Source organism: Planctomyces sp. SH-PL62, from assembly GCF_001610895.1.
In the GTDB taxonomy this organism is placed as follows: Bacteria; Planctomycetota; Planctomycetia; order Isosphaerales; family Isosphaeraceae; genus Paludisphaera.
On record NZ_CP011273.1, the window covers coordinates 1029881 to 1055764 of the forward strand.

Annotated in this window: 19 protein-coding genes and 1 pseudogene; 8 read left to right on the forward strand and 12 right to left on the reverse strand. The window is 69.2% G+C overall.

Translation table 11 applies throughout. The features are described from left to right. Positions 1-38 precede the first annotated feature (38 nt). Together VT85_RS04025 and VT85_RS04030 are read left to right on the forward strand one after the other, a co-directional pair. Complete coding sequence (locus VT85_RS04025; RefSeq protein WP_068410858.1) at positions 39-1046, forward strand: 2-hydroxyacid dehydrogenase; 1008 nt, start codon at positions 39-41, stop codon at positions 1044-1046. Between the two features lie 150 nt (positions 1047-1196). Further along, positions 1197-1583, forward strand: a complete 387-nt coding sequence (locus tag VT85_RS04030; RefSeq protein WP_068410861.1) for a PilZ domain-containing protein — start codon at positions 1197-1199, stop codon at positions 1581-1583. 368 nt (positions 1584-1951) lie between these two features. Here VT85_RS04030 and VT85_RS04035 read toward each other — a convergent pair whose 3' ends face one another. The 8 genes from VT85_RS04035 to VT85_RS04070 all read right to left on the reverse strand — a co-directional run bounded on the left by VT85_RS04035 (position 1952) and on the right by VT85_RS04070 (position 9757). Then, complete coding sequence (locus VT85_RS04035; protein WP_068410864.1) at positions 1952-2308, reverse strand: DUF962 domain-containing protein; 357 nt, start codon at positions 2306-2308, stop codon at positions 1952-1954. A 23-nt stretch (positions 2309-2331) separates the two neighbouring features. Continuing rightward, a complete protein-coding gene (locus tag VT85_RS04040) occupies positions 2332-3933 on the reverse strand; it encodes a multiheme c-type cytochrome (protein WP_068410867.1) in 1602 nt (533 codons plus the stop codon). A 156-nt stretch (positions 3934-4089) separates the two neighbouring features. After that, on the reverse strand, positions 4090-5187 hold the full coding sequence (locus tag VT85_RS04045; protein ID WP_197491078.1) for a DUF1573 domain-containing protein: 1098 nt from the start codon (positions 5185-5187) through the stop codon (positions 4090-4092). Positions 5188-5338: 151 nt separating this feature from the next. Continuing rightward, entirely contained in the window at positions 5339-6226 is an 888-nt protein-coding gene (locus tag VT85_RS04050) for a class I SAM-dependent methyltransferase (RefSeq protein ID WP_068410871.1), read from the reverse strand. Positions 6227-6258: 32 nt separating this feature from the next. Beyond that, positions 6259-7296 carry a DUF1559 domain-containing protein gene (locus tag VT85_RS04055; protein ID WP_068410873.1) on the reverse strand — a complete coding sequence of 346 codons (1038 nt, stop codon included), beginning with the start codon at positions 7294-7296 and terminating at the stop codon, positions 6259-6261. A gap of 81 nt (positions 7297-7377) precedes the next feature. Further along, positions 7378-8106, reverse strand: coding sequence for a tRNA (adenosine(37)-N6)-threonylcarbamoyltransferase complex dimerization subunit type 1 TsaB (tsaB, locus tag VT85_RS04060; protein WP_068410877.1), 729 nt, complete (start codon positions 8104-8106; stop codon positions 7378-7380). A 123-nt stretch (positions 8107-8229) separates the two neighbouring features. Beyond that, entirely contained in the window at positions 8230-9147 is a 918-nt protein-coding gene (locus VT85_RS04065) for a DUF1559 domain-containing protein (RefSeq protein WP_068410880.1), read from the reverse strand. A gap of 64 nt (positions 9148-9211) precedes the next feature. Then, positions 9212-9757 (reverse strand): hypothetical protein, encoded by a 546-nt coding sequence (locus tag VT85_RS04070; RefSeq protein ID WP_068410883.1) that lies wholly within the window; start codon positions 9755-9757, stop codon positions 9212-9214. A 693-nt stretch (positions 9758-10450) separates the two neighbouring features. On the opposite strand from VT85_RS04070, the gene VT85_RS04075 reads away from it, so the two are divergent. From VT85_RS04075 to VT85_RS04090, 4 genes are all read left to right on the forward strand, one after another. After that, on the forward strand, positions 10451-11218 hold the full coding sequence (locus tag VT85_RS04075; protein ID WP_068410886.1) for a metallophosphoesterase family protein: 768 nt from the start codon (positions 10451-10453) through the stop codon (positions 11216-11218). 254 nt (positions 11219-11472) lie between these two features. Further along, complete coding sequence (gene yidC / locus VT85_RS04080; RefSeq protein ID WP_068410889.1) at positions 11473-13743, forward strand: membrane protein insertase YidC; 2271 nt, start codon at positions 11473-11475, stop codon at positions 13741-13743. Positions 13744-13782: 39 nt separating this feature from the next. After that, positions 13783-15129, forward strand: coding sequence for a tRNA modification GTPase (locus VT85_RS04085; RefSeq protein ID WP_068410893.1), 1347 nt, complete (start codon positions 13783-13785; stop codon positions 15127-15129). Between the two features lie 122 nt (positions 15130-15251). Then, positions 15252-15686, forward strand: a complete 435-nt coding sequence (locus tag VT85_RS04090; RefSeq protein ID WP_068410896.1) for an RbsD/FucU family protein — start codon at positions 15252-15254, stop codon at positions 15684-15686. 107 nt (positions 15687-15793) lie between these two features. Here the strand turns inward: VT85_RS04090 and VT85_RS04095 are convergent, their stop codons facing one another. Then, entirely contained in the window at positions 15794-16789 is a 996-nt protein-coding gene (locus tag VT85_RS04095) for a tetratricopeptide repeat protein (protein WP_068410899.1), read from the reverse strand. Between the two features lie 694 nt (positions 16790-17483). On the opposite strand from VT85_RS04095, the pseudogene VT85_RS04100 reads away from it, so the two are divergent. Beyond that, positions 17484-19787, forward strand: a pseudogene (locus VT85_RS04100) (discoidin domain-containing protein); the annotation flags it as partial. 361 nt (positions 19788-20148) lie between these two features. Here VT85_RS04100 and recN read toward each other — a convergent pair. Continuing rightward, positions 20149-21855 carry a DNA repair protein RecN gene (gene recN / locus VT85_RS28940; protein ID WP_082858916.1) on the reverse strand — a complete coding sequence of 569 codons (1707 nt, stop codon included), beginning with the start codon at positions 21853-21855 and terminating at the stop codon, positions 20149-20151. Between the two features lie 425 nt (positions 21856-22280). On the opposite strand from recN, the gene VT85_RS04110 reads away from it, so the two are divergent. Next, complete coding sequence (locus tag VT85_RS04110) at positions 22281-23432, forward strand: YbdK family carboxylate-amine ligase (RefSeq protein WP_068410908.1); 1152 nt, start codon at positions 22281-22283, stop codon at positions 23430-23432. Here the strand turns inward: VT85_RS04110 and VT85_RS04115 are convergent. Together VT85_RS04115 and VT85_RS04120 are read right to left on the reverse strand one after the other, a co-directional pair. Further along, positions 23422-24177, reverse strand: a complete 756-nt coding sequence (locus VT85_RS04115; protein ID WP_068410911.1) for an alpha/beta hydrolase — start codon at positions 24175-24177, stop codon at positions 23422-23424. The genes VT85_RS04110 and VT85_RS04115 overlap by 11 nt on opposite strands. Next, on the reverse strand, positions 24177-25796 hold the full coding sequence (locus VT85_RS04120; protein WP_197491079.1) for a hypothetical protein: 1620 nt from the start codon (positions 25794-25796) through the stop codon (positions 24177-24179). Before VT85_RS04120 ends, VT85_RS04115 begins: the two co-directional genes overlap by 1 nt. Positions 25797-25884 lie beyond the last annotated feature (88 nt).

The following is a 25884-nucleotide window of genomic DNA, read 5'->3' on the forward strand; positions in this document are numbered from 1 at the left end:
CCACCCCCCTCTCGATCCGACCGACCGGAGCCGCCGCCATGCAAGTCGCCGTCTTCAGCGCCAAGTCGTACGACCGGAAATTCCTGGACGCCGCCGCCGAGGGGACCGGGCATCAGCTCCGGTACTTCGAGGCGAGGCTGGCGCACGACACGGCCGGGCTCGCCCGCGGCTTCCCCGCCGTTTGCATCTTCGTCAACGACGAGGCCGACGCCGCCGCCCTCCGGGCCCTCAAGGACGGCGGGACGGGCCTGCTCGCCTGCCGCTGCGCGGGGGTCAATCAGGTGGACCTGAACGCGGCCCGCGACCTGGGCGTCACCGTGACGCGCGTCCCCGCCTACTCGCCGCACGCGGTCGCCGAGTATGCCGTCGGGCTCATCCTGACCCTCAACCGGAACATCCACCGGGCCTACAACCGGGTCCGCGAGGGGAACTTCGCGCTCGACGGGCTGATGGGGTTCGACCTGTTCGGCAAGACGGTCGGCGTGGTCGGCACGGGCAAGATCGGCTCGCTGACCGCCTCCATCCTCAAGGGGTTCGGCTGCGAGATCCTCGCCCACGACACGTACGTCAACCCGGCCTGCACGGCGATCGGCGCGAGGTACGTCGGCCTGGACGAACTGCTGGCGGCGTCCGACGTCGTCACCCTCCACTGCCCGCTGACGCCCGAGACCCATCATCTCGTCAACGCCCGGACTCTCGCCGCGATGAAACCGGGAGCGATGCTCATCAACACCAGCCGAGGGGACGTGATCGACACCGGAGCGGTGGTCGACGCCCTCAAATCGGGCCGACTCGGCTACCTCGGCCTGGACGTCTACGAGGAGGAGGAAGGCTACTTCTTCGAGGATTTCTCCAGCCGCGTCATCAAGGACGACGTCCTCGCCCGCCTGCTCACGTTTCCCAACGTGCTCATCACCGGGCACCAAGCCTTCTTCACCCGCGAGGCCATCGGCAACATCTCCCGGACCGTGGTCGAAAGCCTGACCAACTTCGAGCAAGGCCGAGCCCTCCCCAACTGGGTCGAACCCGCCCCGGCGGGCTCGTAAGCCCCGGAAGCTCCGACGTTCCAGGAATCTGGGCGATCCGGGTGACGGCTTGAAAAGCCTGGCCTAGGCTTTTCTAGGAAGCCGAGGACGTGCTCGGCTGCTGACGATGAGGTCCCGGGTCCCGACCCGCAACCCGACGAGCCGCCGACCATGAAATTCGTCCGCCATCATCATCGGGGAGACGCCCCCCAGCTCAATACACCCGTCCTGGATCGCCGGTCCTGCCCCCGGGGATCGGTCCGATCTCCGGAGGCCACGCTGCGGTGGTCTTCCGCCCTGGCCGAGTCCGCCGTGGAAGCTCGGGTGGTGAACCTGAGTCGCGGCGGGGCCGGGCTGCTGGTCCGCGAGGCCCCCCCGACGGACGCCATCCTCCGCCTCGTCCTCTCCCGCTCGCGAGGCGTGGTCATCGAGGGCTGGGTGGTCGGCGTCCGCGACCAGCCCGACGACGAATGGCAGTTCGTCCACATGAGATTCAGCCACGACTGCCCCGGTCGAATCCTGGATTCGATCCTGGACGACCCGATGGACGACGAGTGACCGAACCGGCGACGGTTTCCGCGCTCGTCGCCCCCTCTTCCGCCGCTGCGCGGCACCTTCGCCCTCGAGGGGGGAAGGGGTCACGTCGACGGCTCGTTGGCTCACTTGCCCATTCGCGGCGAGTTGGGCGCAATCTCCGATGTCGGTGCATCCTCAAGGTAAGGGATGCTGCGCCGACGATCCGCGAGGTGGACGGCGAGAAGGGCGTCGCGAGGAACGAAGCCTCGATGAAAATCGCCGAACGAAGCCAATTTCAGGCCGAGAGAATCGCGGCTAAAGATCTGTTGAGAAACAGTTTGCGTCGATTGGCTTCGGTTGCGGGCCCTCGCGAGCGAAGCCAATCCGCCGACGACTCGCCGCCGTTAGACTCAGGCCCGGCGGGGCTTGATTCCGACGAGTCGGCCGAGGCCGGCGAGGAGCTGGCCGGTCACGGTCCAGGCCATGACGAACGGGGTGGTCGGGTGGCGGAAGATGGTGGGGAGGTTGCGTTCGAAGACGAAATGGCCCGTCCACATGATCGCGTACGACAGGCAGAACAGGCCCAGCGCCCACCACGGCCGGAACGGCGCGAGGATCACCGCAACGGCCATGATCGGCCAGCCGACGCCGACGTGGAGGAAATGGTTGATGGGATTCTGGTGGTCCTCGCGATACGTCGACCGCATCCGCTCCAGGCGAGGGGGCGTCGTGGTCGGGGTCGCGGGGGCGTCGGCGATCGGGGTCATGTTCGGGCCTTCCCTGTCGGCGTTCAGTCGGCCTGGGCGGCGACGCCCTGGTGGACCTTCGGGTCGGTGTAGGTGTCGAGCCCCTTGTGGATGACCTGCGGCCAGTAGGTCGCGAAGTCGAATTTGGGGGAGTTGTCCTCGTCGTGGCAGCGGACGCAGAGGCGGTTGCGGTCGGCCTGCTCGGCGGTCACCTTGAGCGCGTTGCGGAACGCCAGGTCGTCGGGGGCGGCGATGTGCTTCGACGCCGGGCCGTGGCAGTTCTCGCACTGGTTCCCCTTGAGGTTCGGGGTGGCCTCCGCCGACTTCCAGCCCGAGTTGTACTCGAAGCCCGTGGTGTGGCAGCTGATGCACTCGGCGTCGTAGATCACGTTGGGCTTGGGGTCGTGCTCCAGCGAGGCGTACGCCTGCGAGTGCTTGGTGGTGGACCACTTGAGGAACGTGTTGGGATGGCAGGTCTTGCAGGACTCGGCCCCGACGAACTTCGCGCCGGGGGCCCCGCCGACGTAGTCGTGCAGGGGGAAGTTCTCGACGGTCCCCACGGCTTTCAGGAGGCCGCGATACTCGTCCTCGATGATCTTCTTGACCTCGGTCCCGGGGCCGTCGAATCGTTCGGTGAGGGCCTGGCGGAGATACTTGGGAGCGGAGCCGTCGAAGAAGCCGACCGCGCCGACGTACTTGCCCCGGCGGCCGACGTTGACGAGCATCGTCTTGCCGTTGTTGAGCATCTGCGCGTCCTGCTCGGGGTCGGCGACCTCCGAGGTGGCGACCACGATGTCGAAGCCGGGATAGGCCGTCGCCAGCCGTCGGGCTTCCGCCGGGGGGGCCTGGACCATGAGGACCTGGTAGTCGCTCGCGGCCTCCAGTTCGCCGAGGACCGTGGCGAGCACCTCGTCGGGCCGCTTCACGGTGGGCAGCAGGTCGGCCTTGTCGGGGTCGACCAGCTTGGCGATGGCCTCGGGGTCCACGACGGCGGTGATCCCGAGCTTCACCGGACCCGCCTGGGCGAAGACGTGCGGCACGATCATCGTCTCGAAGCCCGCGCCGGGGACGACGTTGGCCGCGACCAGCTTCGTGGGCTCGCTGAGGCCGTTGAGGAACTGGGCGAACGCCTCGCCGACGCCGACCTTGAGATCGTCGGCGCTCAGGGCCAGGGCGTCGTACTTGAACGCGCCGAGGGCCTTCAAGGCGATCCCGAACTTGATCTTGGCCTGCTCGAAGCCGCCCCGGGCTCCGGCCGGATCCTTCATGAGGCTGCCCAGATCGATCAGGGCGTGGGGGAGCCCCTGGGCCTCCATACGCTGGATCAGGTCATAGCGGCGGATGAGCCCGCCCATCTGGCCCTGGGAGCAGCCGCAGGGCTCGAGGTAGCCGTCCATCTCGCCGGAGACGACGAGGATGGCCTTGGGGTTGGTCCACTGGGCGAACAGCTTGGAGGACTTGCCGGAGGGCTTGGCCGACGCGTCGGGCCCGGGGGCCCCCGCGTCGCCTTTGCCGGCGGCGGGGGCGACGGAGGTGGTCGACGCCTCCCCCGGCTTCTCGGAGGCAGGGCGGCTGCATCCCACGTACGCCAGGAGCGCGACCGCCGTGGCGACCGCGGCCGTCGACCTCAGAGATGTTCCGCGCAACGTCGTTCCCTCCTTGCAGGATCCCCCATCGCGCCCGGCGCGATGCGGCCGACGGCCTGGCGAGTCGTCGCGAGGTCGGGGCCGACGCGCAGTCTACTCGCCGGGCCGAGGTCCGATAAGGTCAATAACGAGGCGCCTCGCGACGTCCCGGTTCGTTCAGTTCGCACCGACGAGGAAGCTGACGGGGACCTTCAGCTCGGCCACGCCGGGCAGGTCGGACTTCAGGAGGATTTCGCCGTCGATGAGCCCCGGCGCGGTCCCCTTCGGGACGCTCACCTTCATGAGGTAGCGGCCCTTGGCGCCGACCGGATCGATCGGCTCGACGGAGACCTCGAGCTTCTCGGGCTTCTGGGCGACGTCGAAATGCGCCTCCTTGCCCCCCCTGACCAGGAGCCTGACCTCGCCCGAGGCGCCTTCCTTGCTCTTGACGGTCACCATCCGCAGGCGGTCGGGCACGACGCTGATCGGCCCGCTCACCGAGCCGACGACGGTGAGCTTGATCTCGGGCCGCAACGGATGATCGGTGTGGATCACGATCTCCTCGCGCATCGTCCCGAGCGGGAAGCCCGGCTGGACGTGGAGATTGATCTTGTTGCCCGCCTTCAGGCCGCCGCTCTCCAGCTCGGACGCCGACATCGACTCCACGTCGGTCTTGAAGTAGTCGGGCTTGGACGTGTTGATCTCGGTGATCTTGGTTTCGGGCCGATCCGGCGAGTAGACCGCAACGAACACGGTCTTGGGCTCGTCGCTGTTGATCGCGCCAAGGTCGATCGTGTCGCCGGGGATCACGACCACCGGCGGGTTGATCTTGCCGTGGACGAAGAGGGGGAAGGTGGGGTGGTCGGGGTCGTTCGTCTCGATGTTGGCGCCCTTGTGGAAGTCGCCGGTGACGAAGTTGGTCTTCCACTCGATATCGATGTCGGTCGACTCGCCCGGCTTGAGGGTCAGCTTGTCGCCCTCCTTCTGGAGCTTGGCGACGGTGCACATGCAGGTGGACGTCCCCTTCCAGATCTGGAGGTCGGCGTCACCCTCGTTGGTCAGCTTCCACGACTTCTTGCCGGTCTGTTGCTGCCCCATCTCGCCGAACTCGTGGGTCAGCTCCCCCTCGACCACGGCCTTCGGCATCGGTCCCGCCTTCGCCGGGGTGACCGGCAGGTTCCAGGACGTGCCGGGCGACGTCGACAGATTCATGAGCAGCGTCGAGCCCGCCGCCAGCACGACGACCACGACCGCCAGGATGACCCACCGCAACATGATGCTCATTCTCCGGTTAAGACGACCGCATCGAAGACGGCCGGCGCAGGACGGGGCGTCGCCGCGAAGACGGATGAGATTAGTACGACCGACCCCCTCGGGGCGTTCACGCGACGGGAACCATTATCTTAGAAACGCCCGCTCTCCGGGGTCAAGCGGCCCCCTCGCCGCCGCCTCCCTCGACCGAAGCCGGCGCGGGGGGGCGACGTCCCGCGAGGTTCACCCCGTTGCCCTGGCCTTCGTGGTGGAACACCTGGCCGGCGCTCAGGTCGACCACGTCGACCAGCCCGGCCTCGGCGAACCAGCCCGCGACCTCCTCGACGGTATGCCGCGAGAGGTACCTGGGGGCGTACCAGTCGAGCGTGTCGCAGACCCGAACTTCGGCGTCTGGGTGCATCGAGACGCCGATCGTCAGCGCGTGCAGCGCGACCCCGGCCCGCTCGACGATCCGCCGGGGGCTCGCCATCAGCCGACGCTTCAGCCGCCCGATCGGGGCCGCGATCCGGCAGAGCGGCAGCAAGAGCCCCAGCGGCAGCCGCGTCGACACCGCCCGGTGCGCGTTCATGATCCGCTCGACGATCGGGCTCTCGCGGCGGTAGATCCAGATCGCGATCCGCCCGCCGGGCCCGAGCAGCCGGGCCAGGCCGAGGAACGCCGCGCGGGGATCGGGGGTGTGGTCCAGGACGCCGATCGAGTAGATGTGGTCGAACGAGCCCTCGGCCAGCGGCAGCCGCAGCAGGTCGCCCTGGACGACGGCGACGTTCGGCGAGCCTTCGGTCAGGTCGCGGGCGGCGAGCACGGCCTCGCTCAGGTCCAGGCCGACGACCAGGCTCGGGCCGCCCGCCGCCGCTACGCGGAGGTATCGCCCCATCCCGCAGCCGCCGTCCAGGACGCGCGTCCCGGCCAGGTCGGCCGGTCGCAGGCCCGTCCGGTTGGCGAAGGTGGCGCGGTCCTCCTCCTCCCGGATGATGCGGAAGCGGTTCCACTGGAGGCCGTAGGTCGACTTCGTCCGGGCCTGGTCGGGAGGGCTTGGTGGCATGGCGGCGCCGGTCGGGTGCGGGTCGGGTCGGATCAGTAGGAATCGGCCGAGACGACCTCGCCGAAGTTGCGGGTGCAGAGGGCCTGGAGGATGCCGACCTTCATCCCGGGGGTCATGGTCATCACGCCCCGGCCGTCGCCGTTGAAGATCAGGCCGTTCGCCGTCTTGGTCGCCGGGTCGATCGGCCAGCAGTCCACGGAGTCCTTGAGGAACCGGACGCTGCCGTCGGCCAGGCCGACGTTGGCCCCGCCGGGGTGCCGGCTGCCGATGTTGAAGGCGATGTAGTCCCGCGCCGTGGTGTCGCTCAGCCGCATGACCTTGAGCGCCCCGTTGACTGGGTAGTAGCCGCCGATCAGCGAGTCGGTCCAGAAGCCCGAGTTCCAGCCGTGGTACTGGGCGCGGCCGGCGGAGTCGAACAGGCCGTGGTTGTGCTCGGCGAAGAGGATCGTGTTGCTCGCGCCGTCGGTGATCTCCGCCAGCCGGGTCGAGCTGTGGGCGTAGATCGAGCCGTTGGTGTTCTGGCGCCGCGCCTCGAAGGTCGGGTTGTCGACGTGGAGCATCAGGCTCCACGCCCCCACCATTCCGGAATAGCTGGTCTTGGCCTGCTTCCAGTCCCCGGTCGGCAGGCTCGCGTACTGGCCGGCGTTCACGGGAGTCAGGTCGTAGCTCGACGCGTCGCTCGGGCATTGCAGGGCCGACAAGCTGATCCCCGCCAGCGTCACGTTCTCCGCAGTGAAGGCCCCGGGGGCGAAGTTCACCATGTTGAACACGTTCGCCTGCTCGAAGAACGGCAGCATGTGGACGAACGGGCTGAAATTCCACATCGAGCCCGGCAGCGCCGCCCGCCTCGTGAATCCGCCCGGCGTGAGCGTCTGGTGGGTCGACTCGTAATTCAAGGCCCCCAGCGAGAGCTGCTTCAGGTTGTTCGTGCACTGGGCGCGTCGGGCCGCCTCGCGGGCCGCCTGCACGGCCGGCAAGAGCAGCGCGATGAGGACCGCGATGATCGCGATCACGACCAGAAGCTCGATCAGGGTGAACGCGGCGCGGGCGGGGGTTCGGAGGGAAGACAAGCCAGGGACCTCCAGGCGGGCGGAACCAAAACGGACGATCCCCAGTCTAATCGAGCCGCCCCCCCGCCACAATCGAGGGCCTCAGCGGACGTCCGGACGCGGGACGCGTGCGTCCCACTGGTCCTCGGCCGCGCTGCGGCGGAGATAGTTGGGGGCCAGGCTGGACGGGTCGACGATCGGGCTCGATTCGGCCAGCCGTCTGGTCAGCTCGACGATTCGTCGGCCGACGGGACGATGGCGCGGGTCGTCGGGATCGACGCTCGGGAGCGGGAGCGAGGCCAGGGCCGCCCGGATCGCCGGATTCCGCAGCCCAGGCCCGAGGACGACGTCCCCCGGCTCGATGCGCGAGAGCCAGGCGTCCAGGGGCTCGATCCGGCTCGGTTCCCCCGAGACGAGCACCCCGCCGGGCGTATCCCGCCGGAAACCGGCGGCGTAGACGTCGCCCCGCTGGGCGTCGCCGACGCAGTGGACGCGAAGGGCGTCTTCCGGGGCGTTCCAGGCCACGGCCTCCAGGCTGTCGAAGCCCACCAGCCGGGCCCCGGCCGCGAAGGCCAGCGTCCGCGCCGCGGTCAGCCCGATCCGGAGCCCCGTGTACGACCCCGGCCCGAGCCCCACGCCGATCACCCCCAGGTCGAGCGCCCCCACGCCGGCCGACTCCAGCAGCTCGCGGATGCAGGGGAGCAGGTCCCGGCCGTGCTTGCGGGACGCGTCGGTCTCGGCCTCGTGGACCAGGCCCGACGCCGTGCGGAGCCCGACCGTCGAGCGGTCGCCCGAGGTCTCGACGGCGAGCAGGTTCAACGGATGCGACACGACGCGACTCGCAATGCCCGGGATGCGGAACGAAACCCGACGGACAGCCGACTCTAGCCGAAAACGGCCGTCGCGGCCACCCGCCGATCGTCTCGCCCCCGGGCCGAGGGCGTCGCCGCCGGCTCAGTAGGCGTCGGAGGAGACGACCTCCCCGCCCTGGGTCGTCCCGAGCGCCCGCCAGATCGGCAGGCTGATGGAATTCTTGATCGCCCGGGCCGAACCGTCGCCGAAAAGGGCGTCGACCAGGCCGGGGTGTCGGCTCCGCGAGCCGAGGTACAGTGTGTTGTAATCCCACTCGAACACGCACGGCTCGTTCCGCGCGGGGTTGCTCACGCACCAGGAGACGAGGTTGTCCGGCGAGGTGGAGTTGGGCGGCAGGAACGTCATGAAGACCACCGTGGAGTCGTTCCACCACTCGGAGCGGCAGTCGTCGGGCGAGCTGCTCTGGACCAGCTCGGAGACCAGGAGCGTCGAGCTGAGGCCGTCGGTCGCCTCGGCGATCGAGCGGGCCTTGTCGAACGCGAACGGCCCCGGCATCGGATTCACGCCGGCCCTGACGCCCTGCGAGAGCGTCGTATTCCCCCAGTTCGCGCCGTAGCTCCCCTTCATCCGGAAGGGCTGGAGGAAGTACCCGGGCGAGTCCGAGGGGCAGTTGAAGACCGCGATCCGGGTCTGGATCACGGTCGTGTTCGACTCGTAACCCGCCCAGTTCGGACCTGCGATCCCCAGCGAGTAGTTGAACGAGTTGCCGACCGCGACGGCTTCCAGGTAGGGCAGGATCTGGATCGTCCAGGGCGTCCGGATCGAGGGGGCGTTGGGCCAGCCCGACGGCGCCATGATCCCCCCCAGCGGGAAGGCGTTCGTCACGCTGACGTAGTTGTGCACCGCCAGCCCGATCTGCTTCAGGTTGTTGATGCACTGGACGCGTCGCGCGGCCTCCCGGGCCGCCTGCACGGCCGGGAGCAATAGCGCGATCAGGACCGCGATGATCGCGATCACGACGAGGAGCTCGATGAGCGTGAAGCCGCGACGGTTCGTCATGTGTGGCACCCTTGGGTTCAGTGGCCGGCGACCGGAACGAACGACGGGAGGACGCCCCCCGCGATCACTTCTCGAGATCGAAGTCGACTTCGTGCGCGGGGGCGGCCGGGATGTCGGCCGTCAGTTTGCTGTCGGTGTTGTAGCGGGCGGGGATCGTGTTGACGCGAGGGGTCCCGAGGTCCGCCGCGCCCGCGAAGGCGGAGGCGTCCTTGCCGAACAGGACCGTGTTGACGCCGGCCGCCGCCTTGGCCTTGGCCTTGGCCGACTCGGCCCCCGTCAGGGCGGCGAACGCCCGGATCTCCACCCGATGCTTGCCGGGCCGGGGCCCGTCCGCCCGGGACGTCTGGAAGGCCCCCCCCTTGATCGGGGCCGCGACCACCACCGCGTCGGCGTCCGTCGGGATCATCGTGACGGTCCCCTCCTCGACCGGCTCGCCGTCGATGGAGACCCGGCCGCTCACCGCGACCCCCTCGCCGCCGCCGCCGGCCTCGCCGCACCCGCCCGCGCCGAGCGTGGCCGCGAGGAGCCACGCCGTCGCCCCGGCCCATCGCCGCCGCGCCGGGCCCCCGCTCGTCCCGCCCCGCTCCTCGAAGTCGGCTGGTTTTCGCACGTCTGCTCCTCCCCATGACCTCAGATGGCGCCGTCGGCCGGCGCGCGGATCGATCGCCCCTCGACGATCGCCGTCGCCGAGGCCGCCGCGTCCACAAAATCACGAAGGGCCCGGCGAGCGCGGAGACCATGCTCCGCGTCGGGGCCGTCGAGGCCGGTCGTTCCGACCCGACTCGGGGACCATGACCGCATTGATAGAAGATCGCCTGATCCGGCGTCGGCTCGTGGGATCGGCACAATCAAGAACTGAGACAGGGTTTTCTATATCAGGTGGGCGGAGGGGGAACCAGGATTTTCTGGATTAAAAATCAATTTGTGTTTAACAATCTTGAGGGCCTCGCGTCACGGATCGGGCCGGGAGGAGTACACCATGCAGCGTGCCCGTCCGGGGTTTCCTCGGGGCGGGCATCGAGTGCGGTCGCTCGACGCCGGGCGGCTCGATGTATCCCCCGAGCGACGTTCGCGACCGATCCTTGAGATTGTGAAGCTCCCATGAGGTGGTGAACTTGACCGGCCGGGCTCCCTCGCGCTATCCTTAAAGCAGGCCCGGCGGGGATGGTCCCAGACGCCGTGCGAAACGTTTGATCCGATCGGTGGGAACTTCGCTGTCGCGACACCTCCCGCAACGCTCCAGGCCGAACCACGGGAATTCCTGGTGGCCGATCCCCCTCCTCTCGTCGGAGGATCCCCTTCGGTGCGTCGTGCGTTAATCAGCGATATTCACGGGAACCTCGAGGCCCTCGAGACCGTGCTCGGCGACATCGCAGGTCAGGGGGTCGACGAGATCTACTGCCTCGGGGATGTGATCGGCTACGGCCCCAACCCCCGCGAGTGCATCGACCTCGTCATCGAGAACTGCCAGGTCACGCTCCTGGGGAACCACGATCAAGGGGCCATGTTCGATCCCGACGGCTTCAACGTCGGCGCCGAGCGGGCCATCTTCTGGACCCGGAGCCAGCTGGAAGGCGCCACCGACCGCGGCGGCAACGAGCGGCGCTGGGAGTTTCTGGGCGAGCTGCCGCGCCAGCACAAACTCCCCCCCTTCCTGTTCGTCCACGGCTCGCCCCGCAATCCGCTGAGCGAGTACATCTTCCCCGAAGACATCTACAACCACCGCAAGATGGAGCGGCTCTTCCAGCTCGTCGAGCGGTACTGCTTCCAGGGCCACACCCACGTTCCGGGGATCTTCACGGAGGGCAACCAGTTCTTCGCCCCCGAGGAGATCGACCACGAGTACACGCTCGGCGAGGGGAAGCTCCTGATCAACGTCGGTTCGGTCGGCCAGCCCCGCGACGGCGACCCCCGGGCCTGCTACCTCATCCTCGACGAAGGCGACGCCGGCACGCCCCCCAAGATCACCTATCGCCGCGTGCCGTACGACTTCGAGACGACGATCCGGAAGATCCACGCGATCTCGGAACTGGAGCCGTTCCTGGGCGACCGACTCCGCCAGGGCCGCTGACGCCCGGCGTCGATCGCCCCACTCCATCCCCCTCCGACGACGCCCGCCGCCTCTCGCCGCGCTCCGGGGGCGGCGGCCCCGACGCGGAGTCCGGCTTGCGAACTCGGCGCTCCGCGGCGACAATCGAACGTGAGAATCCGGGGCGTCCTTCCTGATCTCGCCCGGGCCGGCCTTCCGAGCCCGCGGCGGGTCGTTTTCAGCGCCCTCGACTCGCACCGCCCCGCACCGCCCAACCGCTTCGGGAAATCTGGTTCATGAGTAATGAGAGACGACTCGTCCTGTTCGTGATGGTGACGTTCGCGTGGGTGATGGGTTCGCCCTATCTCCTCACGAAGCTCGGGTTGGTGCCCCCGCCTCCCAAGAAGGCCGTCGCGGTCAAGGCCGACGCCGCCAAGGGCCAGGACGCCAGGGGCGAGGATGCGGAGAAGAAGGGCGAGCCGACGGTCCCCAAGCCGGACCAGGCCCCAACCGAGCCGCCGACCATCAAGGCCGACGCCGCCCCATCCCAGATCGAGCTCGTCCCGGCCTCCGAGCTGGTGCTGGGCTCGATCGCGGACAAGTCGCCCACCGGATATCGTTTCGCGGTCCAGCTCGACCAGAAGGGCGCCGGGGTCGACTCCGCCGTCTCGTCGCGTTATGAGGCCGACTTCGAAGGCCGGGTCAATCCCCACCTGCCGCTTCAGCTCATCGGCCGCGATCGGTCGAAGCCCCAGTTCTCCTCGGCCTGGCCCCCCTCGCTGGCGCTGACGCTCAGCCCCGGCGACGCCGTCGGCCGCGCCGTCCCGCTGCGCCCCGACGAGCGAGTCCAGCTCGCCGGCCTGGACCCCGAGGCCGCCACCGAGGACCTGCTCGACGCCCAGGTGTGGGAAGTCGTCCGCGACGAACAGGGCCGCGTCGTCCGCCCGCTCAAGAGCGAGGCCAAGGACGGCGCGCCGGCCGTCGAAGGCCAGGAAGCCGTCTTCCGCACGAAGGCCGACAACGGCGTGATCGTGACCAAGACCTTCCGCCTCTGGCAGAACGCCGACGGCTTCGAGTTCGACCTCAAATTCGAGAGCCCCGACCAGGATCGCAGCTTCGCCTACAACCTGCTCGGCCCCTACGGCATCCCGATCGAGGGCGAGTGGTACACGGCCACCTTCCGCGAGATCTTCTTCGGGACCGCCGGCCGCGGCGGGACCGTGGCCCTGACCGCCCACACGGCGTACGAGATCGCCAAGGCGACCGACAAGACGTTCGACTCCACCGTCGACCCCCTCCGGTTCGCCGGCGTCGAGAACCAGTACTTCGCGATCCTCGTCGCCCCCATGCCCGCGCCGACCTCGAACGAGGACCGGATCGACCGCGCCACCACGGCGGTCGTCCTCCACCGCCATCCCCAGGACATCCAGAAGTCCGACGTCGGCGTCCGGATCAGCTCCAAGCCGATCAAGGTGGGGCCGAATACGCCCCAGAGCTTCTCGTTCAAGGTGTTCGCCGGCCCCAAGACCGAGGCCGCCCTCATCCCCTACGGGGCCGAGGAACTGGCGGTCTACCGCAAGGGGATCATCCCCCTGGCCCCGACCATCGCCCGCTACTTCATCACGCCCATCCTGTCGTTCACCTACGCCCTCACCGAGCAGGTGGCGGCGTTCTTCGGCGGGACCCGGGGCAACTTCGGAATCGCGATCATCTTGCTGACCCTGGTCGTCAAGATGCTCCTCTTCCCGCTCGGCCGCAAGCAGGCGCTGATGGCCCAGCGCATGCAGGCGTTGCAGCCGCACATGAAGGAGATCCAGGAGAAGTACAAGGACGACAAGGAGCGGCTCACCCGCGAGACCTTCGCCCTGTACAAGAAGCACGGGGCCAACCCGGTCAGCGGCTGTCTCCCGGCCCTGGTGCAGCTCCCGATCTTCGTGGGCCTCTGGCAGGCCCTGAACACGTCGGTCGGCCTGCGGCAGTCCTCGTTCCTCTGGATCAACGACCTCGCCGCGCCGGACATGCTGTTCCGGTTCCCGTTCGACGTGATCTTCCTCGGCCACTGGTTCAACCTGCTGCCGATCCTGGTCGTCGGCCTGATGATGATCCAGACCAAGCTGTTCTCCCCGCCGCCGACGACTCCTGAGGCGGAGATGCAGCAGAAGACCATGAAGTACATGATGGTCGTGATGGCCGTGATGTTCTACAAGGTCCCCTCCGGCCTGGGCCTCTACTTCATCACGAGCAGCCTGTGGTCGATCGGCGAGCGTCTGCTGCTCCCCAAGATCATCCACGAGAAGCCCGTCGCCGAGGAAGAGGAGACGGGTCGCAACGGCAACGGCCGCAAGGGACCCGCCGCGCCGGCCGCCCCTCCGAAGCCGGAAGGGGGCCTCGCCAAGTTCTGGAACCGGGTGCTCGACGAGGCCCGGAAAGACCCGACCTACCGTAAGATCGTGGACGAACGGGACGGCAAGGACGCGAAGGGGAAGGATCGACCCGCCTCCAACCCCGACCGCCCCGACGACCGTCGCGATCGCGGCAAGCCCCGCGCCCGGCCGGGTCGGAAATGATCGACCCCGAGATCGTCCCGGACGGAGGGCGAGGCGACCGTGTCATCGGCCTTCGATCCTGAAGAACCGATCGCCGCGACGGCCTCGGCCCCCGGGCCGGGCCTTCGCGGGATCGTCCGGGTCTCCGGCCCCGGCGCCTGGCGGATCGCCCTCGACGGATTCGAGCCGGACCGCGAGTTCCCGACTCCGACCCGGTCCGTGGTCGTCTCGGGCCGATACCGGCTGCCGGGCCTCCGCCCGTTTCTCCCCGCCGACGTCGCCCTCTGGCCTGCGCCGAGGACCTACACGGGACAGGAACTTGCAGAGATCCACGCGCCGGGCTCGCCGCCGCTCCTGGGCCTCCTCCTGGCCCACTGTTTGGCGCAAGGAGCGAGGCCGGCGCAGCCGGGGGAGTTCACTCTCCGGGCGTTCCTCTCGGGACGCCTCGACCTGACGCGGGCGGAAGCCGTGCTCGGCGTCATCGACGCTCGCGACGACCGCCGCCTCGAGGCCGCGCTGGAACAGCTCGCGGGTGGGGTCGCCGGGCCGATCGAAGCCCTGCGCGACCGCTTGCTGGACCTCCTCGCGCACCTGGAGGCCGACCTCGATTTCGTCGACGAGGCCGACGTCGACCCGATCGGCCGCGTCGCGCTCGCGGACCGGCTCGCCCGCGAAGCCGAGGCGCTCGACGCCTTGACCGACCGCCTGGGTCGCCGCGACCGCGCCGAGGGGAACCCCCGCGTGGTCCTCGTCGGCCCCCCCAACGCCGGCAAGAGCCGGCTGTTCAACGCACTACTCGGCGGCGACCACGCGATCGTCTCTCCGCTCGCCGGGACCACCCGCGACTACCTGTCGGGCCCCTGCGCCTGCGACGGCCTGGTCGTCGACCTCGTCGACACGGCGGGGATCGAGGCGGCCGTCGACGCGATCGCCGCCGAGGCCCAGGGGCTCCGGGCCTCAGAGGCCGAACGCGCCGACGTGCTCCTCGCCTGCGCCTCGGCCGATGCGCCGGCCGTCGACCTGCCGGTCGACGACGACCGCGCGCTGATGGTCTGGACGAAGGCCGATCGCGCGGGCCCGCCTTTGGGCGAGGAGGCGGCCTGGATCGTCACGAGCGCCTCGACCGGGATGGGGATCGACGCACTACGTCGGGCCCTCGCCGCCGCGATCCGAGGCCGGGAGGGCGATCACGCCGCGACGGGCACCTCGGCCCGATGCCGCGACAGCCTGATCGGCGCGGCCGCCGCCATCCGCGACGCCGCCGATGTGATGCGAGCCGAAGCGGGCGACGAGTTGATCGCGTTCGAACTCCGCACCGCGCTCGACGATCTGGGCAAGGTCACCGGCGCGGTCGTCGCCGACGACGTCCTCGACCGGATCTTCGCGCGCTTCTGCATCGGCAAGTAGAGGGGCGGGGCCTCGTGGCGTCGGCCTCGCGGCGGCATTATCATCCTGGGGGCGCCCGGGTCCGCGCGACGTGCGATCCGGCCCGAACCGGACCCCTTTCCGTTCCAGCCAGGACGTCGATCATGCTCAAGCGTATCCCGCCGATCCTCTCCCCGGAGCTGCTGCACCTGATCGCCCAGATGGGGCATGGCGACGAGTTGGTGATCGCCGACGCCAACTTCCCGGCCGTGACCTGCGCCCAGAGGCTCGTCCGGGCCGACGGCCACGGCGTGCCGGTCATCCTGGAGGCCATCCTCCAGCTCTTCCCGCTCGACAGCTTCGTCGAAGCACCGGCCGCCGTCATGCGGCGTCTCGACAAGCCCGGCGATCCGGCCCCGATCTGGGCCGACTATCAGCGCATCCTCGACAGCGCCGAGGGGCGGCACATCGCGATGGAGCAGGTCGAGCGGTTCGCCTTCTACGAGCGTGCGAAGACCACCTTCGGCGTGGTCGCGACCGGCGAAGGTGCCCTGTACGGCAACATCATCATCAAGAAGGGGATCATCCCGCCGTCTTGACGGGAGCCCTTCCGTCCCGAACCGAGGCCGAGGTTCCGCCCGCATCTTTCGCGGGCGGGCCCCGTCCGTCGACTCTCACCGAGAGTGGAACGGCGTGCGCCGAGCGATCAGGCGGGGGGAGGCGTGCGGTCACGCGCCGCGGTGGAATCGACCGGCTGGCCGCCCTCTTCCCGGTTTCGAGCCTCGCTCTCCGCCGGTTCCTCATACCTGGGCAGGGCGTCCAGGACGGACTTGACCGGGACGTCGGGCGGGGAAAGCGCCTCGGTCTCCTCGGCGTCGGGGACCTTGGCGTAGAGCTGATCGAGGGCGGCGCGGGCGGGATCGGCGTAGTCGGAGTGATTGGTGAGTTTGAGGACGCGCTGGAGGTCCGCGATCGCCTCGACGTCGCGTCCCTCGGAGGCCCGGCAGAGGCCGCGATGGAGGTAGCCCTCCACGTCGTTGGGCCGCATGCCCATGTAGACGTCCAGGTCCTTGTCCGCCGTCTGGAAGTCGCCGAGCTCGGTGAGCAACCGGCCTCGCATCAGGTAGGCGCCGGAGAGCTGCGGGTCGCACCGCAGCGCATGATCGAGGTCGGCCAGGGCCTCGTCGGTGCGGCCCATGGCCCGGTAGACGGTCGCGCGGTGGTAGTAGGCCTCTCCCAGATAGGGGGCGATCTGGAGCACCTCGTCGAAGGATTCCTGGGCCCCTTCCAGGTCGCCCCGGACGAGCCGCACCCGGCCCTCCTTGATCAGGCCGGGGATGGTGGAACGCCGCCGCCGTTGGGTGGTCCAGAGGACCTGCATCATGAGGAAGGCGGCGGCGGCCGGCAGGCCGATCAGGGCGACGCGGACCTGGAACCGCACGGCGGGGGAATATCGCCAGTGCGTGAGGGTCACGTGGGCGCCCTTCGTCTCCACGACCTTCTGCTCATGGATCAGGAACATGGCCAGCATGAAGCTCAGGACGCCGAGGATCCCGAGCCCGCGCGCGAACCATCGCATCCGGCCGAGCGACAGCAGCAAGGCCGCGACGACGACCAGGACCACGCCGGCGGCGAAGAGCTGCGTGATCGCCGCAGGGCCGGGCATGTCGAGGATGCGGTCGTAGATCTCGATGCCTCTCATCGCGGAACGTCTCGCGGGGTTACGGTGTGAGGGAGATCTGGGGACGGGTCGGGAGGACTTCTCCGTCCTTCCCGCCGGACGCGACCCCTGGCCGAAGGAGGAAGGCCGCGGGCTTCGAGGCGTACGCGCCGGATGGCGAGGGGACGGCGAATCGGAGGGACGCACCCTCACTCTAGGAATGCAACCAATCGGTGTCAATCCGCTAGCCAGACCCCACGGTCTTTTCGGAACGATCGCGGTCGGGGCTCTCGGTCGAGTCCCCCGCATCGGCCGATTCTCCCAGCCGGTTTGGTTGTGCATCCCGCCGTTCGGGCCGATCGCGCATGAAACCCCCGATCGCCGAAACGGCTGCTATATTCCCCATAGGAACGGAATCAGTGCAAGGAGACGTGCGAGTCCATGGCACATCGAATGGAAACAACAACCCCGAGCACGAGGCTTCCCCACCATGACTCGACGCCGAGGCGCCTCCGTCCGCCTTCCCGACCTCCTCGCACTTGAGCATCGCACGCTCCTGACCACCTTGATCGCCGTCGTCGACTCGGGGATCGACCTGAACGACCCCGTCGTCGCCCCCTATCTCGACCTCGCCTCGGCTTACGACGCCTACAACAAGCAGACCTACGCCGAGGCCGGCGCCCGGGCGATCCTCGACACCAGCATGGCGCACGGACACGGGTCGGTCGTGACCAACATGACCGTCCAGGGGATCATCGCCGCCGCCGCGGCCTCGGGCCGGACGCCCGACGTCAAGATCCTCCCCATCCGCGACACGTCCTCGAACCTGAACATCGACCCCAACGCCGTGATCCGGGGGATCTACTGGGCCGCCGACCACGGCGCCTCGGTCATCAACCTGAGCGTCAATTTTTCATACAACCCCAGCCTCTACGATCCGGGCTCGCCCAGGCACGGCGCGACCCTCGTCGACGCCATCCAGTACGCCGAGACCAAGGGGGCGGTGGTCGTCACGGCGCCGGGCAACGCGACCCGCAACATCGACCTGATCCCGGTCTTCCCCCCCTACGCCGACGACTCGCTCTACTCGTTCACCCGGCCCACGCCCGGCAACGTCCTGGTCGCGGCGGCCGTCGATTCGAACGGGAACCTGACGCCGGCTTCGAGCTGGGGGCCGATCCACGTCGACCTCGGCGCGTACGCGGGGCCCGAGGGCTTCACCTCCTACTCCGCGGCCTACGCCTCGGGCGTCGCGGGCGTCGTCCACGAGCTGCTCCCCGCCACGGCGACGGCCCGGCAGGTGCTCGACGTCCTGGAATCGACCGCCGCCCCCAGGTCCCAGGGCGTCGGCGCCTGGTCGAAGACCGGGGGCGTCCTGGACCCCGCCGCGGCCGTCTCGCGGGCTATCCACGGCCTCGCCTCGCCCAACGGCTCGATCGTGATCGATTCGGGGTCTTCGGCCGACGCCTACTTCCAGGGCGGCTCGACCTCGACCACCACCGCGACGGTCGACCTGAGCGGCGTCGAGTCCCCGCCCGCCGCGAGCGTCTTCCGGACCGATCGCCACGGCTCGGCCTTCTCGTACAGGATCAACGGCCTGACCGCCGGGGCGTCCTACCACGTCCGGCTGGACTTCTCCGAGACCCTCTACGACGGCCCCGACCAGCGCCGGTTCGACGTCCTCGTCAACGGCGCGACCCGGATCTACTCGCTCGACGTCTTCGCCGCGGCCGGCGGCGGGAACAAGGCGGTCGCCCGCGACCTCATCGTCCAGGCCGACGGCTCCGGGACGATCACGCTCGCGTTCAAGGGGGTCAAGGGCGACGCCAAGGTCGACGCCGTCGAGATCCGCCCGGCCACGAACCTCGCCGCCGGCAAGCCCGCGTCGGCCTCGTCGATCGAGTCGTGGTCGTACAACCCGGCGCTCGGGGTCGACTTCTCCTCGGCGAGCCGCTGGTCGAGCGGCCAGTGGATGCAGAGCACCTCGAACGCCTGGTACGCGGTCGACCTCCAGGACTACTACCAGATCAGCGAAGTCCGATTGAACTGGGAGCAGGCCTACGCGGTCGACTACCAGATTCAGGTCAGCGACGACGGCTCGGCCTGGACCACCGTCAAGACCGTCTCCGGCAACCAGACTCCCGGCCAGGTCGTCCTCTCCGGCCTCTCGGGCGAGGGGCGGTTCGTCCGCGTCTACTCCACCAGGACGAGCGCCGGCTCGAACAACTACTCGCTGTTCGATTTCCAGGTGTCCGGGGCCCGGCTCAACGACCTCGCCCGGGGAAAGCCCGCGACGGCGACCTCGTCCGAGTCCCCCCAGTTCGGCCCGTCGGGCGCGTTCGACGACGACGCCGCCACGCGCTGGTCGAGCGGCCAGTGGATGCAGAGTTCGCAGGCCGCCTGGCTCTCGGTGGACCTTGGCGCGGTCTCGGCGATCCGCGACGTGCGGCTCGTCTGGGAGACCGCCTACGCCGCCAGCTACCAGATCCAGTCGAGCGTGGACGGCAAGAACTGGACGACGCTCCGGTCCGTCCAGGGCGCCGGCGCCGCCGGCCCGGCCTTCTTCGCCGATCTCGACGGGGTCGGCCGCTACGTCCGGGTCCTGTGCACCCAGCCCGGCCCGATCAACAACAACTATTCGCTTTATGACTTCAACGTCTACGGCCAGCCGATGACCAACCTCGTCACCGGCAAGGTCGCGACCTCGTCGAGCAACGAGGGCAACTTCTACGCCCCCTCGATGGCGATCGACGGAAACCTCGCCTCCCGATGGTCGAGCGGCCAGTGGAACCAACCCGACGCGAACGGCTGGATCGCGATCGACCTGGGCGCGCGGTACGACCTCGCCGCGGTCGCGCTCGAGTGGGAGCGGGCCTATGCGGTCGACTACCAGATCCAGGTCAGCGACGACGGCCGGAACTGGACCTCGATCCGCTCGCTCGTCGGCAACGCCCGGCCCGGCCCCGACATCCAGGGAGAACTGTCCGGCTCCGGCCGGTTCGTGCGGATCTTCGCCACCCGGACGAGCGCGGGGTCGAACAACTACTCTCTCTACGACATCCAGGTCTACGGCACGCCGGCCTCGGGTTCGTCGTCGACTTCGATCGAATCCTCGGGCTGGTCGACCTGGACGGCGACGAACGCCCCGGCCGTCGCGACGGCGCCGCTCGCCACCTCGACCGACGCCCGTTCGACGCCCCCCCGGCGCGGCGAGCCCTTGCAGCGGAGGCGTTCGCCAACCGTTCGCCACGCGCCGCGGCGCCCCGACCGTTCCTCTCCCGCGTCGGCCGACCGGGGATGCGCACCGCCGACGCTTGAGACCATCCGAATGAGGATGGAGTCCGCCGCCCGAGTCCCTTCCCTCACGGAAAAGGGGCTCGGCAGCTTTTCGATCGGCCCGGTCAGGCGACGCCGACGGCTTCTCGCGCTTCGCGGAGCATTTCGCGGGCTTCGCGGCGGGTGCTCTCGACGGCGGAGTCGCCTCGGAGCATGGCGGCGAGTTCGGCGACGCGCTCGGTCTCGGCGAGGGGGGCGATGGTGGTCCGGGTTCGGCCCCGTTCGACCTGCTTGCGGATGACCCACTGCTTGTGCGCGTAGCTGGCCATCTGCGGCAGGTGGGTGACACAGACCACCTGATGATGCTTCGCCAGGTCGGCGAGCGTCTTCCCCAGGGCCGAGCCCAGCCGACCGCCGACGCCGGTGTCGATCTCGTCGAAGACCAGGGTCGGCACGCGGTCGACGGCCGCCAGCACGGCCTTGGCGGCGAGCGTCACGCGCGACAGCTCGCCGCCGGAGGCGATCTTGCGGAGGGGCTGGGGGACCTCGCCGGGGTTCGCCAGGAAGATCATCTCGACGCGGTCCGCGCCGGACTCGGGGGGCGGGGGGGCCGTGGGGTCGTCCCCCAGGTCGCGAAACTCGACCTCCACGGAGAGCCGGGCCCGGTCCATGCCGAGGCACTTCAGCCGCGCCTGGATGGCCTTGCCGAAATCCTTGGCGGTCTTGCGACGCCCCTCGGAGAGCGCGGCGGCGGCCCGCTTGAGGGCCGCCCAGGCTTCGGCGAGGGGCTTGTCGAACTCCTTCAGGTCGGTCTCGTCGCGCTCGATGGCGGCGAGTTTGGCCTCGATCTCGGCCTTGAGAGCGGCCAGTTCGTCCGGCTCGCGGTGGAAGTGGTTCGACAGCTTGCGATATTGGGCGAGCCGAGCCTCGACGTCTTCAAGACGCTCCGGGTCTTCGTCCCAGCCTTGCCCCAGGTCGCGGAGGGTGTAGGCGACCTCGCGGGTCTCGTCGGCGAGCCGTTCGAGGGTCGTGGCGGCGTCGGCCAGCTCGGGGACGTCCTTCGCGAGCGGTTCGAGCGACCGCGCGACCCGGCAGAGGACCTCCTGCGCCGAGCGGTCGGCCTCGTAGAGGAGCCGGTGGCCGTCGACGGCGGCGGTCCGGAGAGCCTCGGAGTTGGCGAGGATGTGGGATTCCTGGACCAGCTCGTCGTGCTCGCCCGACCTGGGTGCGAGCGTGGCGAGTTCACCTCGCTCGAACTCCAGCAGGCTCCGCTCGCGCTGGCGGGCCTGGGTGGCGTCGATGAGCGCCTGGCGGGCGCGTCGGAGCTGATCGTGCCGGCCTCGGGCCTCGGCGTAGGCCTGGTGCAGCTCTTCCAGGCCGCCGAAGGCGTCGAGGAGGCTCCGCTGGCGGTCGGGATCGACGAGCGCGCGGTTCTCGAACTGGCCGTGGACGTCGATCAGCCGCTCGCCGAGCTTCTGCAAGGTGGCGATCGTCACCGGCATGCCGTTGACCTGCGCGGCGCTCCTCCCCTGGGCGGAGACGCGACGGTTGACGATCAGCGTTCCATCCTCCAGCGACGCCCCGAGGATCTCCTCGAGATCGGCCCGCAAGGTGGGGTGCTCGATCTCGAAGACGGCGCCGGCGCGGGCCTCGGGCTTCCCCGCCCGCACCAGGTCGGCCGACGCCTTGCCGCCGAGCACCAGGCCGAGGGCCGACAGCAAGAGACTCTTGCCCGCACCGGTCTCGCCGCTCCAGACGCAGAAGCCGTCCTCCAGCGCGATCTGGACGTCTTCGATCGTCGCCAGGTTCTGAACCGAGAGTTCGCGTAGCACGTTCCGGGCCTCCAAGCCCCCCGCCGATTACCAGGGTCGGGGTGAAACCCTCTCGCTCGCCCTTCATTTTGCCATGCGCCGTCGAACTATCCAGATGGACTCAATGAAAATTTGGACACCAGGGTTCAGGTGGCCAGGATCGGGAAGAGGAGTCGGGTGGACGGCGGTCGTCGGTGGGGGTCGTTCATGCTCTCGATCCCCCGACATAATTTAAGTCTCCGGAGCGATTTGCAACGGTGAGGCGGTCGAAATCGGGCTGCGATGTCGCTTTGTTTCTCTGCGGCAACACGAAGTCGTTCGGGCTGTCCTCGATCGTCCCGGATTTCCGGCGTGAGAAATGCATGACAGCCTTCCAGAGACCCGCCGGCCTACGGATCGGGGTCCGTGACAACCTTTCCGACAGTCTGACAGCAGGGGGCGCAGCGATGCCCGTCCAACCGTTTCGGGGGAGCGACTGGCCGACGCTGGGCGTCGAGCTGGAGATGCAGATCATCGACCGGGAGACGAAGGATCTGTCGCCGGTGGGCGACGACATTTTGGGGACGATCCCGGAGGAGTTCGCGAAGTCGGTCAAGCCTGAGCTTTACCAGTGCTGCGTCGAGGTGAACACGGGGATCTGTCGGGACGTGGACGAGGTGGGCCGAGACCTGGCGGCGAAGCTGGCGATGGTGTCGGAGCACGCCGTGGGGTTCGGGGCGGAGGTGGCCTGGGGGGGCGCGCATCCCTTCTCATACTGGCTGGATCAGGATATCTCGGTGAGCGATCGCTACGCGCAGTTGATCGAGGACAACCAGGACACGATCCGACGCCAGTTGACCTTCGGCCTGCACGTCCACGTCGGGGTCGCCGACGGCGACACGGCGGCGCGGGCCTGCACGCGGGTCTCGCACTACCTGCCGACGCTCCTCGCGCTATCGGCCAACAGCCCGTTCTGGTGCGGTCGCGACACCGGCCTGAGCTCGTATCGCCTGGACGTGATGGGGGTGGCCCCGACCGGCGGTCAGCCGCCGTTCCTTCGCGACTGGGAGTCGTTCGTCCGCCTGGCCGAGCACCTGGCCTCTGTCGGCTCGATCAAGACGACCAAGGAGCTCTGGTGGGACGTCCGTCCCAGCGATCGCTTCGGGACCGTCGAGGTCCGCATCTGCGACATGCCGACCGACCTGGCCTCGGTCCAGGGCCTCACGGCCCTGATCCAGTGCCTGATCCACCACATGGCGAGCGACAAGGGGTTCAAGCTGGCCGAGCTGAACGAGTTCGGCCGCCTGATGATCCGCCAGAACCGCTGGCGCGCCGCTCGCCACGGGCTCGATGCGGTCCTTGTCGACCCGGAGACGGGGGGCAACGAGGTCGCCCGCGATGCCGTCCGGCGCATGACCGAGACCCTGGCGCCGACGGCCGAGCACCTCGGTTGCTCGCACTGGTTGGAGCACGCGAGGGCGATGGCCGAACGGCCCGACGGCGCGACCCGTCAGCGCGAGGTGTTCGCGAAGACGGGCCGGCTGACCGACGTCGTCCGGTTCCTCGCCGGCGAGGACGTGCTCGCCGAGGAGGGCGTCGACGTCGAGGTCAAGGCTTGAGCTTCAGGTTCCGGGCGTGGAACGCGATCGCTTCCTGGATATGCTTATCCCAGTATTCCCAGTTGTGGTTGCCGGGGAATTCCTCGTACTCGTGGGGGACGTGGCGGTCTTCCAAAAACTTGTGGAAGTCGCGGTTGTGCTGGATGAGGAAGTCCTCGGTCCCGCAATCGATCCGGAGGGCCGGGATGCGGCCGTGGTCGATCCCTTCGAGGATCGCGAACGGGTCTTCCGGCCCCCCCTTCGGCTCCTTGCCGAAGATCCGTTCGAACTCCGGGCTGAGCTTCTTGTTCTCGGCCGGGTCGGTCCGCAGGAAGGCCAGGGCGCCGGAGTGGGAGTTCACGCTGGCGAACGTCTCGTGGTGCTTCAGCCCGAGCTTGACCGCGCCGTAGCCTCCCATCGAGAGCCCGCCGATCGCGCGGCCTGCGCGCTCGGCCTTGACGGGGAAGGTGCGTTCGACGAGGCCGAGGACGTCCTTCGTGAGGTCGTCCTCGTAGGCGTAGCCCTCGGCGGCGTTCGTGTACCAGCCTCGCCCGCCGTCGGGCATGACGACGACGAGGGGCAGCCCGCTGACATACCGTTCGAGGCTGGTGCGCCGGGCCCAGATGGTGTGGTCGTCGGAGAGTCCGTGGAGGAGGTAGAAGGTCGACCAGGGTCGGGGGATGGCCGGGTCGTCCGGGAAGATGACGTTGAAGGCCGACGCCTTCGAGAGCGAGCGGCTGAAATACTGGATCGTGGCGAAGGCCATCACGAGTCCTCGGCTGCTGGGGGGCGGGTGACGCGGTTCGTCGGGGATCGGTCCAGTGTCGGGGCGTCGGCCGGGGAAAGCAACGGGGCGAGGCGCTCGATCTCGGTTTCGATCGTATCGGCCGAGGCTTCGGGCGAGTCGGCGTTCAGCCCAAGGTCGTCTCGGAGCGCCGCGAGGGCGCGCGCCACCAGCGCCGGGCGGTCCGCTCGGCCGAGGACGACGCCCAGGTCGATCCGCGCCAGCAGGGCCTTGGTCACCGGCCGCTTCGCGTGTTCGGGCGTGAAGGCCGCGAGCAGCCCGCGCGTGATCGGGTCGTCGCCGAGGGCGGCGAGCACGGCGGCCTCGGCGGCCGAACGGCAGGGGAGCATGTAGCAGGTGTCGTCCAGGACGGTCGGTCGGCCGTCGACCGGGCCGACGGCTCGGAATCGCGTCGGCCGGTGGAGCCCGGCGACGGCCGTCTTGTACGGGGCGAACGTGTAAGGGCCGACCCCGAACAGGGCGAACGGCGGCCGACCCTCGTAGATCGACGACCGCCGCCTTGCGAAGCGGTCGGCGTGGCGTTCGAGGTAAGCCCAGAGCCTCGGTGCGGCGGCGGCGAGATCGCGCGTGTCGTCGCCGAGCTTCGCCTGGGTGACGATCAAGCCGCGCTGGGGCCGCTCGCGCGCAGGCCGCTTCAGGTCGGCCCCCTTGAGGAGCGGGTAGACGTGGTCGGGCTCGACTTCCACGATCTCGCCCAGGCCGTTGCGGAGCAGGCCGCCGGGCGACTCCGCGGTCAACTCCATGACGCTCGCGGCGTCGTGCTTGACCCCTTGCCGCCAGACGACCGGACTCTCGCCGATCGCGAACTCGTGCGCGAGCGCGGCGTCGAGGTCGGTCGCGTAGAGGCCCCGGACCGTCCCCATCGAGCGTACCGGGGCCTTCGATCCGGGATCGGGGAAGACGAGGACGCGTCCCGATCCGGGCTGATCAGTCTGGCCCAGCGAGATCGTCAGGAAGCAGGCCCCGACCGAGGCGCCGAACCAGCGTCGCGCGTCGATCTCGACGAGTTCGGCGGCGGCCAGCGGTGGGCCGGACCGATCGAGTCGCCGGAGGACGGCACGCGCGACGGCCGTCTTGCAGAGCAGGGCGATGGTCGGCGCCTGATCGGCCAGGTCCGTGATCAGCTTGAGCCAGACGGCCTCGCCGAGATCGAAGTTGGCCGCCCCGGTGCGTGCGTCGAGGCCACCGAGCTTCGCGGCGTTGTTCTTCGCGGGGAGGTTCCCGCTCCCCAGTTTCCCCAACTCGGCGTTCGTGACCCACGGGGGATTGCCGACGACGAGGATCGGCCCGTCGCCGGTCCACGGGAGCTGGGCGAAATCGACGTCGAAGACGTCGGCGTGGAGGATCGTCGCCTGATCGCCGAGGGCCGCGCGCGATTGATCGCAGTACTCGGCCTGCAACTCGACGCCGATCACTTCGCGCGGGGGCGTCGGCGAGGCGAGGACGGCTTTGAGGAAGCCCCCTCGCCCGCAGGTCGGTTCGAGCACGCGGGACCAGCGGTCGCCGATCGGCCCGAGCCTTCGGACGAGCGCGGCGGCCAGTTCCGGCGGCGTCTGGAAATCGCCGAGGTCTCTACGCAAGCGGACGCGCCTCGGCTTTCAAACTTAGCGACAGTCCGGGAAATTCCTGCGAGGAGATGGACCGTGGGCGCTACGGGACACGGGTCGC